Consider the following 12086-nt stretch of genomic DNA (forward strand, 5'->3'; position numbering starts at 1 on the left):
CCGCATCGCCGCATCGCCGCATCGCCGCATCGCTGGATCTCCGCATCTCCGCCGTCGACACCACCGCGATCGAGAGCGAGACGCTCCAGGATCGGCTCGACTCGCCGGACTTGTCTGAATGTGGCCGAGACGTACTGGACGGGCGTTGGCCACGCTGGTCCACTCCTACTGCGAGCAGGGCGTCGCGCAGGTGCTTCTCTGGGCGGCCGCGACGTTCGGAGACCGGGGTGCATTCTTCGAGGTCGTCGTCGGTGCCGGATCGGCGGGCCGTGTGCTGGCGGCGCGGCTGTCGGAAGACCCCGGAGTCCGGGTGGCGGTGATCGAGGCGGGCGGCCCCGACACCGCCCAGGAGATCCATATCCCGGCCGCCTTCCCCCAGTTGTTCAAGTCCGACCTCGACTGGGACCTCGACTCCGAACCGGAGCCGGGCATCGGCGGGCGCCGCACCTATCTGCCCCGGGGCAAGACGTTCGGCGGCTCCAGCTCGATGAACGCCATGATCTACATCCGGGGCAACCGCGCCGACTACGACGGCTGGGCCGCGGCCGGGGCCACGGGCTGGTCGTACGCCGAGGTGCTGCCGTACTTCCGGCGCGCCGAGGACAACGAGCGCGGCGAGGACCAATTCCACGGCGTGAAGGGGCCGTTGACCGTCAGCGACGGCAGGTCCGGGCACCCGCTCGCCGCGGCCTTCGTGCAGGCGGCCAAGCAGGCCGGGCACCGGGCGAACGACGACTTCAACGGCTCCACGCAGTTCGGCGTCGGGAACTACCAGCTCACCCAGCGCGGCGGCATGCGCTGTAGCACCGCCGTCGCCTACCTGCACCCCGCTCTCGAACGGCCCAACCTCACCGTGCTCTCCTCGGCCCTGGCGCACCGCGTGCTGATCGAGGGCGGTCGGGCGACGGGGGTGGAGGTGGAGCGGGACGGCACCGTCGAGGTCGTCCGCGCCGAGCGCGAGGTGATCCTCTGCGCGGGCGCCTACGAGTCCCCGAAGCTGCTGATGCTGTCGGGGATCGGGCCCGCCGCCGCACTGTCCGCGTCAGGCATCGACGTGGTGCGCGACCTGCCGGTCGGCGAGGGCCTGCAGGACCACTACATGACGCTGCTGAACTTCCGTACCGAGGTCGAGTCCCTGATCAGCGCCGCGAGCCCGGAGAACGCCGCACTGCTGCAGAGCGAGGGACGCGGCCCGCTGACCTCCAACCTCGGCGAGACCGGCGGCTTCTTCCGCAGCCGGGACGGGCTGGCCGCCCCGGACGTCCAGTTCCACGCCGCCGCCGCGCTCTACCGCCAGGAGGGGCTCGGCCCGGCCGCCGAGCACGGCTTCGCCTTCGGCCCGTGCGTGCTCGCCCCCACCAGCCGCGGCGACGTGACACTGCGCTCCGCGCGCCCGGACGCCGCGCCGCGCATCGTGCACAACTACCTGACGACGGCCGAGGACCGGGACTGCATCGTCGCCGGCATCCGGATCGCCCTGGAGATCGCGGCGCAGCGGGCGATCACCGACATTGCCACGGGGCCGTTCGCCGACACACCGCGGGACTCGGACTCCGACGCGGAACTCCTGGCCTGGGCGCAGCGGTCCGGACACACGCTGTACCACCCGACGTCGACCTGTGCGATCGGTGCGGTGGTCGACCCCGAGCTGCGCGTGTTCGACGTGGCGGGCCTGCGGGTCGTCGACGCCTCGGTGTTCCCGACGGTGCCGCGCGGGAACACCAACGCGCCCACGATCATGGCCGCGGAGAAGGCAGCCGACCTCATCAAGGGCAGCGCCGGCAAGGGCGACAACGGCGCCGCGGGAGCCGTGCGATGACGACCTCCTGACCGGCGGCCGCGCGGTCGCGGGCGATCGCGCACACGTCCCGGAGCCGAGGCACCCGCCGTCGGCTCCGGGACGTGCGTGATCAACGGCGCGGGGACCGCCCGCCGAGCGAGCGCGGGCGCCTCTCTCCGCGGCGCTCGTCGATCAACGTGCTTATGGTCGCGCCTGATTGATGGCCGATCAGGCGTCGTACCACTTGATGCCGTCGCCGCCGTCCTGGCCGATGGTCTGCGTCATGATGTTGCCGTCCTGCCAGTACTTGGGGTGCTGGTTCAGGAAGCCGGGGATGGACTGGAGCGAGGTGGCGTCGCACGCCAGGTCGGTGCGGATGCAGAAGCGCTGCACCGGGACGCCGTCGAACTTCGTCAGGCCGGCACCCGTCGACGTGAATCCGAGGGCGCTCCAACCCTTCGGAACCCGGGACCAGACGCCGGTGCCGGGCTGCATGGGGTCGGCGTACAGCATGCCGTTCACCTGCGAGCGGGGGATGTCGGTGCCGCCGGCGGCTATCGTCTGGAGCACCTGGTCCGCCACCTGTGCGCCCTGCGAGTAGCCGACGATCGTGAAGCGGGCGTTCGGGTCGCGGCGGTGGGTGTCCTCGGCGGCGGCCAGCAGGTTGCGGTACCCCTCGCGCACGCTCGCGTCGTAGCTCGGCGCGTTGACGTCCGGGGCGTTGTGACCGTTGAGCCAGGGGCCGGCGCTCGCCGGGTAGCAGACCGGCACGGGGATGCCGCCGTTGAGGTGCTTGTTGGCGAAGGCGTAGGTGGAGGTGCAGTCGGGCGACGGTGCCGCCGAGCCCGTGCCGCCGACCTCCAGGTAGTAGTGGCGCACCGGATCGGCGTGGGCGACGGTGGGGGTGACGGCGGTGACGGCCAACATGGCCACCGCCGCACCGACCGCCTTCTTCCATGTGCTGAGCAAGGTCATCGCTCTGCTTCTCCTTGAGCTGGTTCGGGCACAACTGCTGTGCCACGAGCAGACGTTATCCGCTGGCGTTGGAATGGGGATGAAACCGCTGGAGGCGTTGACGGAATTGACGGGGATCGGTCGATGTCATTCCTGTGGCGCTTCCGTTCGAAGCCGTTCGGCGAGCGCAGAGATCAGGTAGAGATTCGGTATTTTGGACCCCGTTGGGGTCAGTGTGTGGTGCTTTCCGTGGATGGTGAGCGTGATGGCCCCGTTCTTCATTGCGAGTTGCTGTACCTGGGGCCATGGCACGGAAAACTCTCCCGAACCGACCTTTTCCGCGGTCAACCAGATTTCCCCGAAGGCGAGGTGCTCGCCTTTGCGAAGGGCCGCCCAGGCCCGCGGAAGCTGGGCATGGGCGACGGCCCGTTGAATCGCCGGCCCCCATTTTGCCGCCTCGCCGTCCTCCGGTCTGCGATACAGCACGATCCGTTTCCGTTCGACGTCGGTGAGCGTATAGGTGCAGGAGGTGCCGACGAGCGCCGGGATGCCGCGCGGCCGGGCGCTGTTCTGGAACACGGCGGTGGCGTCGTAACGGACGACATGAATCCGCCCCTTGACGGCCACCGTCATTCCGCTTTCGTAGAGGTCCAGTCGGGCGTTCGCGCACACCTTCGGCGCGGACGATCTGCCGTACCGGGCGAGGGCCGGCAGGAGCCGGATCGCCCGGACCGGGCCGCCCTGCGCTTGGCCCCGGAGCACGGTCGCCGTGTACGTGGCGAGCCGTCTGCCGAGGTGTGCGCGGCCGGCCGCCGCGGAGATCCGGGCCAACAGCAGTTCCTCACCGCGGGTGCGCGGCGTCGGTGCGGTCATGGCGTGGTGGGGGCGAGGCGGGCGTCGCTGCCGCGCACGATCATCTGCTGCGTCTGCCTGAGCAGTCGGCTGGGCGACACCCCCAACTCGTCGGCCAGACGCCGCCGGGTGCGTTCGAAGACGGTCAAAGCGTCGGCCTGCCGGCCGGTGCGGTACAGCGCGCGCATCAGCATCGCGGCGACCGGCTCGTTCAGCGGCTGCGCCACGGCCAGGGCCCACAGCTCGCTGATCGCCTCGGAGTGCCGGCCCAGCTGCAACTGCCAGTCCAGCTTCCGCTGCACGAGGGCGATCCGGCGCTCGGTCAGCCGCAGCCGCTCCAGTTCGGCGAACGGGCCCGGCAGCCCGGCCAACGGCTCCCCGTGGAACAGGTCCAACGCCCGGGTACAGATGCCGACCGCCTCGGTCAGCTCGCCGGCCCGCTCGGCCGCCCCGGCGGCGGTCACCAGCTGCTCCATGCGCGCCACATCCACCTCGACCGCGCCGGGGACCAGCCGGTAGCCGCACCGATCGCGCTGGATCACCGAGTCCGTGGCGTTCTCCGAGCGGAGGATCTTCCGCAGCCGATAGATGTACACCGGCACCACTTTCGTGATCGGCGGCTCCAGCCCCCACACCCCGTCCAGCAGCTCCTCCTGGCTGACCGTCCGGTCCGAGCAGAGCGACAGCGATGCCAGCACGGCCTGCTGGCGCAGGTGCCCCAGGTCCACCGGCTGCCCTTCGCACCAGGCCCGCACCGGCCCGAGCACGGAGATCCGCACCTGCGGCTCGGGTGCCGCGCGCAGGGCGGCCCGCGGCTCCGGGCTCGCCGCCACGCGAGGGCCGCGGCCGGGGACGACCAGCCCGCAGTCGAAGGCGTGGACGATGGCGGCGGCCCGGTCGCGCAGTTCGAGCTTGGCGAGGATCCGGGCGAGGTGTCCGTCGACCACGCCCTCGGACAGCGTGAGGGTGTCGGCGATCTCGGTGTTCGTCAGGCCGCAGCCGACCGCGTGGAGCACCTCGCGCTCCTTGTGCGTGAGCGGGGGGACGGTCGGTTGACCGAGGGTCGCGGTGGTCGGCATCGCGGGCTCTCCTGATGTGACGTGAAGCGGTCGGGCGGTTGCCGTCGACGCTGGTCCCGGAGCGGTCCGTCGGACAGGCCAGCAGACCGGCCGTATCCGGCCGGTGGCCGCGCTAGAGTCCCTCACCTGGGGAAACCGATGGGCAGGGGGAAGGGCCGTGATCTGTGACCAGTGAGTTCAGCGCCCTGTTGAAACGGCTGCGGCGCGAGGCGAAGATGACGCAGGAGGCGTTGGCCGAGCGTGCCGGAGTGGGCGTGCGCACCATCCGCGGGCTGGAGACCGGCGAGCGCGCCGACCCCCGGGTGACCACGGTGCGGCTGCTGGCCGACGCGCTCGGGCTGAGCCCCGAGGACCGCGAGCGGCTGTTGGCGGCCGCCGTCCACCGGACCGTCGACGACGGCCCGTCGGACGACGCGACGCCGCACCCCGAGCCGGCCACCGGCGGCCCACCGGGGTCGGCGTTGCACGAAACCCTGGCCGACGTGGCCGAGCAGGTCGCGCAGACGGTCGCCGCCCGCTGGCAGCGCGAGGAGGAACAGCGGCAGGTCCACGATCCCTACCCGCTGCCGGTGCGCTGGCGGCCGGTCGCCGAGGAACTGACCGATCACTGGGCCAACATCCGTCGGCTGCCCGCCGGGGGGACGCACGGCCCGCTGGACCTGAGCGGGCAACTGGACGAGATCGTGGACGTGTACCGGCGGCTCCCGTCCGGGCGGCTGGTGGTGCTGGGCCGCTCAGGTTCCGGGAAGTCGATCCTCGCCGTGCGGTTCGTCCTGGACCACCTGAAGTCGCGGGGCCGCGCCGACGCCGTACCGGTGATCTTCAGCATCGGCTCGTGGGACCCGACCGCCATCACCCTCCGGGACTGGCTGGCCGCGCAACTGACCCGTGACCAGCCCGGTTTGGCCGTCTCGGGACCGGGCGGGTCGAGCCTGGCCGCCGCGCTGGTCGAGACCGGCCGGATACTCCCCGTGCTGGACGGCTTCGACGAGATCGCCGACGGACTGCGTCGCCCCGCGCTGGAGGCGCTCAACGCCACCACCCTGCCGCTGCTGCTGACGAGCCGTCCGTCCGAGTACGCTGCCGCGGTGGCGGAGACCGACGTGCTCACCTCCGCAGCCGCGGTGGAACTCACCGACCTCGGCCTGGCCGATCTGGCCGACTACCTGCCGCGCACCACCCGTAAGGCCCGCGGCGGGGGCCGCCGCTCGGCGACCGCCTGGGATCCCGTGCTGAACGAGTTGCGCGAGCGACCGGGCAGCCAGGCCGCCGCCAACCTCGCCGCGGTGCTGACCACTCCGCTGATGGTCACCCTCGCCCGCGCCGTCTACAGCGACACCCCCGACCACGACCCGGCCGCGCTCCTCGACACCCGGCGCTTTCGCACCCCCGAGGAGCTGGAGGACCACCTCCTCGACAACTTCACCGCCACCGTCTACCGCCCTCGGCCCGGGCATCATCCCGGCAGCGGGTCGCGCCGCACCTTCGACCCGGAACGCGCCCAGTACTGGCTCGGCTACCTGGCCCACCACCTGACCCGCCTGGACACCCCCGACCTGGAGTGGTGGCGGCTGGGGCACGGACTGCGCCGGGTTCCCCGCACGCTGGTGACCTCGCTGGTGATCTGCGTGGCCATCGGGCTGGTCGACGGCGTGGTCGGCACCCTCTTCGACTCCTTCGCCTTCCAACTCGCGGACGGGCTGGTGGCGGGGCTCCTCGGCGGGCTCCTCTTCGGTATCGCCTACTGGTTCATGGTCGCGGCCAAGGACACCGCCGTGGAACCGTCCGGCGTGCGCATGAAGATATTCGGCAGAGAACGGCGGACCGGGCGGAGCCCCCTTCGCCGCCTGGCCATCGGGGTGCTCTGCGGGCTGGTGTTCGGCATCGGCTACGGCTTCGTCCGCGGGGTGGTCAACGGCCTCTGGTACCACGTCAGCATCCCCCTCGTCCTGGCCGGCAGCCTCGGCGACGGCCTCATCTACGGCGTGATGTTCGCGCTGGCAGCCGGCCCCACCTTCGGCCTGCTGACCCTCTTCGAAACCCCGCTCGACATCCGGTCCGCCGTCAACCCGGTCGGCCTCCTGCGGACGAACGGCCGGACGGTCGCCACCCAACTCCTCCTCTGGGCGCCCACCTTCGGCATCCTGGTCGGCTTTGGCTCGGTGCTGGCGATCCAGCCCATGGCGGCGCTCCTGGGCCCGGTCGTCTGGAACGTCACGGCCGCGCTCAAACTCGGTGTCATCAGCGGGCTCGGCGGTGCCCTCGGCTACCTCTTCAGCCTGACCTCCTGGGGCCAGTGGACGGTCTTCTCCCGGATCTGGCTGCCGCTGACCGGCCGGCTGCCCTGGTCCGTCGTCACCTTCCTGGAGGACGCCTACCAGCGCGGCGTGCTCCGCCAGGCCGGCGCGGTCTACCAGTTCCGCCACGCCCGCCTGCAGCACCACCTCGCCCGCGCCTACCGGTCACCGCGCCCGCACCGGCCGGCCGAAGGGGGAGCCGGCGACCCCTGACCGGCCGGGCGCGGGGCGGGACACCTGCACACCCCCGGGGTTCCGGTCCGCGCTTCCCTGCTTTCTCGCTTCCCGGTGTCCCGTTGCTCGTCTCTGGTCTCCGCTCGTCTCCGCTCTCCGGTCTTTGTCCGCCGCCTTCCGGTCAGAAGGGTTCGGCGAAGCGCGAGATCAGCAGATCGTCCAATTCCTGACCGAGGTCCTTCGGGACGATCGCCCCTCCGTAGACCAACGCGACCTCTCCCACCGCGAGATCCGGGGACAGGCAGTACTTCAGACGGTCGCCATCGGTCGTGATCTTCAGCAGGCGCCGCGCCGAGATGCGCGCTCGGCCCTCCCCGTCGGGCTCGCCGCCGGGGAGCCCCGCCAACTCGACGACGGTGCGCATGTCGACGGGCCGTGCCACGCCGAACGCCTCCCTGCGCTGCGAGACGAACCCGGCATGAACCTCGCGCAGGAACACCTGCACTGCTTCCGGGAAACTCTCCCAGAATTCCGGTTCCTCGAAAGTGCCCGGATCGTAGCCGACCCAGGAAACCAGTTCCCGGTCCTCCGTCTCCAGGACATAAACCAACACGGGGGAGTCGTCGGTGATACCGACGCGTACATCGACGCAGTGCGTGTTCAACACCTCGGCGAATTCGGGGACGAGGTCGAGAAATCCCTGGTTCCACAGTGACAATGCCAGGCGCCGACGTTCTTCCGGGTCGGCCGCAAAGACGATCGGCCGCCATTCTTCGGGGATCCGGGCGACCTCACCACAAGGGGCCCCGACGAACGTCAACGACCAATCATTCAACGTGGCGGCGATTTCTTCAGGGGCCATATCCAACCTCGGTACTGGCTCTTGAGCGGTCGGTCGACAACGTCCGCCGGCGCTACGCCCCTCCCCGACGGCGCCCAAGGGCGCGGTGCGTTCTCTGCTCCGGGTACCTTCCGCCTCTCCTCCGGCGCCTGTTGCCCGGGGGTTCTCGGCGGTGACATCTGGATCATCGTGGAAAGCACTGAAATGCCGATGAAACGCTCCCGTTGCCCTGCCCTGCCCTGCTCCGGAGGACTGGGGCGGCCAGCCCCACACGGAACTCGTCAGCTGGCTGAAGACCGAACACGGCCTGGGGCACGGCCACGCCAACGCCCTCGTCGGGCCGCGCCCATGCGGCGGCCGACGGGCTCAGGCGGTCAGGGCGCCGGTGCCGAGCAGACCCAGGAGCAGGACGCCGACCAGGATGCGGTAGACGACGAAGGCGTTGAAGGAGTGCCTGGCGACGAACTTCAGCAGCCAGGCGATCGACGCGTAGGCGACGACGAAGGACACCGCGGTGCCGACGACGAGCGGCAGGGGGTCCACGCCCGCCAGGCCGACCACCACGATCGGGATCGTCGCGTAGATCACCCACCAGGCGAACTTGTAGTCGTGGTGGTGCCGCTCCTCGCGGTGGGCGAGGCCGCGCCCCCAGGCGGACACGATCCGCACGATGTCCTTGAAGAAGTAGAGCAGTACCGCGGCGATCGCGCCGACCTGGATGACGGCGGTGAAGGCGACGACCGACGTGTCGTCGACCGGGATGCCCATCAGCCCCTCGGTGATCTTGAGATGGCCGGTGGAGGACACCGGGAGGAATTCCGTCACCCCCTCCACCACGCCGAGCACGATGGCCTGGCTGACACTGATAGCACTCATGGGATCCCTGTCTGGAGGGGCGGAGGTCGAAGGCGCCGCGCCGGCGCGGTGGCGCGGGGAGAACCGGTCCACCGGCCGCCCCGGCGACGCGCACGCTAGAGCCGTAACGTGAAGCCGCCATGACGTACGACCGACGTGCCGGGACCGTGCACGTAGCCCTGGGACCGTGCGAGCAGCCCCGGGGCCGTGGGGGACGGTGGGCCCTGGGGGTGCGCCCGTCTCCGTGGCGGACGATGCTGGACGGAGAGGGCCCTGAAGAGGAGTTCCGGACAGTCCCGCCCAGCGGCGTCCGGCTCAAGCCGGGGACCGGCCCGCGCCTCGGACGAGCGCCCGCGCTCGGACCGCACCGGAAGGGGACGGCACCATGGACACACCCGCGATCGTTTCGCCGCAGGAGTGGGAGGCCGCGCGCCGGGAACTGCTCGTCGAGGAGAAGCGGCTGACCCGCGCCCGTGACGCTCTGGCCGCCAAGCGCCGGCGGATGCCGTGGTCGGCGGTGGACAAGACGTACGCGTTCGACGGGCCCGAGGGCGGCGCCGGTCTGCTCGACCTGTTCGACGGCCGTCGCCAACTCATCGTCTACCGCGCCTTCTTCGAGCCCGGCGTGTTCGGCTGGCCCGACCATGCCTGCCGCGGCTGCTCCATGGTGGCCGACCACGTCGGCCATCTCGCCCATCTGAACGCCCGTGACACCACCCTCGTCTTCGCCTCGCGCGCGCCGCAACCGGAGATCCGGCGGGTCAAGGAGCGGATGGGCTGGACGATGCCCTGGTACGCGATCACCGGCGACTTCGACGCCGACTTCGGGGTGGACCAGTGGCACGGCACGAACGCGTTCCTCCGCGACGGCGACCAGGTGTACCGCACGTACTTCATCAACGCCCGCGGTGACGAGGCGTTGGGAAGCACCTGGAGCTACCTCGACATGACCGCGCTCGGGCGGCAGGAGACCTGGGAGGACTCGCCCGAGGGCTACCCGCAGACCGCGCCGTACGCATGGTGGAACTGGCACGACGCCTACGACGACCGCGCCGGGTCGGCGCGGGAGTAGCCGGCCGGCACACGCCGGGGTCGGTGTGCCGGAGCGTCAGAGCTGCGTCGGTCCCGCTTTAGGGGACGTAAGGGCAGAAACGCTGCCCGGAAGTGTGCTCGTTCGGGCCTGCGCACCGTTCGGCGGCGGGCGGCGGAAGGCGCCCCGCGAAGGCGCCGGGACCCGGCCGTCAGGCCAGCGGGGCCACCGCCTTCGACACCTCGACCAGGAGGTCCTCGACCTCCGCGCCCCAGCGCGAGGCGATCACCAGATCGCGCGCCGGGTCCACCCACAGCAGATGGTTGCCCCCGTTGCCACGGGCGCAGCGGCCCGTGCGCGGGGCCCGGGGCCATACGGTGCGGTCGTCGTTGAGCCACCAGGACAGGCCGTAGTTGGGCTTGGCCCCGCAGGGGGTCCACAGTTCCTCGATCCAGCGGCGCGAGAGGACCCCTTGCCCGTCCCACTCCCCGCCGCGCAGACAGAGCTGGCCGATGCGGGCCAGGTCCAGGGCGCTGATCCACAGGCCACCGCCCCAGTGCGCCCCGCCGGAGACCACCGGCACCCGGGCGCCGTCGAGGTCGACCACCGAGTTCCGGTAGCCGTGCCAGGACCAGTCACCGACGGCGCCTATCGCCGTCATGACGCGCTCGCGCAGCACCTCCGGAAGGGCGCGGCCGGACAGGACCGTGAGCGCGAGCGCCGTGAGGTTCACGCGGACGTCGTTGTAGGCCCAGCCCTCACCGGGAGGCCCGCCCGCCGACTCGGTGCCCTCGCGGGTGCTCTGCGCGTCCGCCCACGTCGGCTTGCCCCACAGCTCGCCCTCCCACTGACTGGTCTGGTCGAGGAGGTGGCGCCAGGTGATCGCGCGTCCGTGGGGGCCGGCGAACTGGGGGAGCTCCACCGACTCCGCGACCGGCTCGTCCAGGCGCAGTTTCCCGTCGTCGAACGCGACGCCGGCCACCAGCGACAGCACGCTCTTGGTGGCACTGAACGCCATCTCGGCGCGGGTCGGATCGCCCCACGCGGCGATGACCGTGCCGCGCCGCACCACGACGCCGCCGGGCCCCCGCCCGTCCAGCAGCGGGCCCACGACCTCACGGTGCGAGGCGTCCGACACCTGGGCGGTCAGATACGACGCCATGTCCGCGATTCCGGGCACCGGCCGTCCCGCCTGCGCCCGCACGGCCCGCGCCAGCGCCGCCGCGTCCACTCCCTCCCAGGCATCCCCGGGCCGGCCGCCCCGCTCCAGGACCTCCCCGTCGTGCCGCGATGTCACCGCGTCCCCGTCGACCACGTGCTCCGCACCACCCGGACCGCTCATGCCACCCATGCCAACTATGCCGTTGATACCGCTCATGTCGTTCATAGAGTTCATGCCGCTCATGGTGCACCTCGGAGCCCTCGTGTCCGGGGCGAAGCGTCCCGTTCGGTGGTGAGGATGAAGGGGGGCGGTGCCCGGCACCGTCCCCCTGACGTCTCGTCAACTCACCGTGCGACAGAGGCTCTCAGCCGCAGTGGTCGTTCTCCCGGTGGCTGTAGCCGGCGCCGACGACGCCGCCCCAGTCGACGCACGCCCCGCGGGCGTTGACCCACACCGGACCGGCGTACGTGGTGTAGTCGCCCTCGTCCGAGATCCGCGTCGAGGGGTCGTCGGAGCGTGCGAGGGAGACCGACATGGCGATCGGCCCGCCCGTTCCCTTGCGGACGCTGACCGCGCAGTTGCTCCCGGAGGACTTCTGGTACGTGAGGTACACCGTGCCCTCGTTTCCGACGGGCAGGGAGTCTATGACCACGAAACCCGGGCCGCAGACGCCGTTGTAGGCCCCCGCCGTCGCCGCGTCGGCGGTACCCGGGACCGCGATGACCGATGCCGCGGCGATGCCCGCGACCGTGCCGAACGTTGCCAGTCGACGCCCCGCGGAGGAAGCGGAGAACCGTCTCATTCTGTTGCCCAGTGCCATTCTTCGACTCGCCTTCCTGACGATCTCCAAAGGCTCAAAGCTAAGGCGACGCGGAGCGGTACGGCAGAGCCGATTCGGCCAACGCTGGCCGGAACCCGGTATGCGGTGCACGGCGGACTCCGGGCGTTTCCGCCGCCCCTCGGAGCGCTGTGTCTGTGCGACAGGCACGGCCACAGGCAGCACGGACGGAGATGTCGTCCCTCGTGTTCTGTCGTGAGCACGCTTTCGCTACCATCCGGTAG

10 protein-coding genes and 1 pseudogene are annotated in these 12086 nt (G+C 71.2%); 4 read left to right on the plus strand and 7 right to left on the minus strand.

The window, feature by feature from the left end; translation table 11 throughout:
* The first annotated feature begins 145 nt into the window (after window positions 1-145).
* Window positions 146-1819: a GMC family oxidoreductase gene (locus MOV08_RS37405; RefSeq protein WP_476718404.1), complete on the plus strand. Its 1674-nt coding sequence runs from the start codon at window positions 146-148 to the stop codon at window positions 1817-1819.
* A gap of 189 nt (window positions 1820-2008) precedes the next feature.
* Here the strand turns inward: MOV08_RS37405 and MOV08_RS37410 are convergent, their stop codons facing one another.
* The 3 genes from MOV08_RS37410 to MOV08_RS37420 form a co-directional block, all read right to left on the minus strand.
* Window positions 2009-2755 (minus strand): cutinase family protein, encoded by a 747-nt coding sequence (locus MOV08_RS37410; RefSeq protein WP_275310595.1) that lies wholly within the window; start codon window positions 2753-2755, stop codon window positions 2009-2011.
* A 126-nt stretch (window positions 2756-2881) separates the two neighbouring features.
* Window positions 2882-3607 carry a DUF6585 family protein gene (locus tag MOV08_RS37415; RefSeq protein ID WP_275310596.1) on the minus strand — a complete coding sequence of 242 codons (726 nt, stop codon included), beginning with the start codon at window positions 3605-3607 and terminating at the stop codon, window positions 2882-2884.
* Window positions 3604-4665 (minus strand): AfsR/SARP family transcriptional regulator, encoded by a 1062-nt coding sequence (locus tag MOV08_RS37420; RefSeq protein ID WP_275310597.1) that lies wholly within the window; start codon window positions 4663-4665, stop codon window positions 3604-3606. Before MOV08_RS37420 ends, MOV08_RS37415 begins: the two co-directional genes overlap by 4 nt.
* 164 nt (window positions 4666-4829) lie before the next feature.
* Here MOV08_RS37420 and MOV08_RS37425 point away from each other — a divergent pair, with 164 nt between their 5' ends.
* Window positions 4830-7175, plus strand: a complete 2346-nt coding sequence (locus MOV08_RS37425; protein ID WP_275310598.1) for a helix-turn-helix domain-containing protein — start codon at window positions 4830-4832, stop codon at window positions 7173-7175.
* Between the two features lie 142 nt (window positions 7176-7317).
* On the opposite strand, the gene MOV08_RS37430 is transcribed toward MOV08_RS37425, so the two are convergent.
* Window positions 7318-7998, minus strand: a complete 681-nt coding sequence (locus MOV08_RS37430; RefSeq protein ID WP_275310599.1) for a hypothetical protein — start codon at window positions 7996-7998, stop codon at window positions 7318-7320.
* Between the two features lie 247 nt (window positions 7999-8245).
* Here MOV08_RS37430 and MOV08_RS37435 point away from each other — a divergent pair.
* Window positions 8246-8314: pseudogene (locus tag MOV08_RS37435) on the plus strand (DUF4287 domain-containing protein); the annotation flags it as partial.
* A 29-nt stretch (window positions 8315-8343) separates the two neighbouring features.
* Here MOV08_RS37435 and MOV08_RS37440 read toward each other — a convergent pair.
* Window positions 8344-8853 (minus strand): undecaprenyl-diphosphate phosphatase, encoded by a 510-nt coding sequence (locus tag MOV08_RS37440; protein ID WP_275310600.1) that lies wholly within the window; start codon window positions 8851-8853, stop codon window positions 8344-8346.
* A 364-nt stretch (window positions 8854-9217) separates the two neighbouring features.
* Here MOV08_RS37440 and MOV08_RS37445 point away from each other — a divergent pair, with 364 nt between their 5' ends.
* Complete coding sequence (locus MOV08_RS37445; protein ID WP_275310601.1) at window positions 9218-9904, plus strand: DUF899 domain-containing protein; 687 nt, start codon at window positions 9218-9220, stop codon at window positions 9902-9904.
* 169 nt (window positions 9905-10073) lie between these two features.
* Here the strand turns inward: MOV08_RS37445 and MOV08_RS37450 are convergent, their stop codons facing one another.
* Both MOV08_RS37450 and MOV08_RS37455 read right to left on the minus strand, forming a co-directional pair.
* A complete protein-coding gene (locus MOV08_RS37450) occupies window positions 10074-11258 on the minus strand; it encodes a serine hydrolase domain-containing protein (RefSeq protein ID WP_275310602.1) in 1185 nt (394 codons plus the stop codon).
* A 130-nt stretch (window positions 11259-11388) separates the two neighbouring features.
* Window positions 11389-11844 (minus strand): spore-associated protein A, encoded by a 456-nt coding sequence (locus MOV08_RS37455; RefSeq protein ID WP_159030953.1) that lies wholly within the window; start codon window positions 11842-11844, stop codon window positions 11389-11391.
* Window positions 11845-12086: the final 242 nt, after the last annotated feature.

Origin of the sequence: Streptomyces yunnanensis (genome assembly GCF_029011865.1) — a bacterium.
In the GTDB taxonomy this organism is placed as follows: Bacteria; Actinomycetota; Actinomycetes; order Streptomycetales; family Streptomycetaceae; genus Streptomyces; species Streptomyces yunnanensis.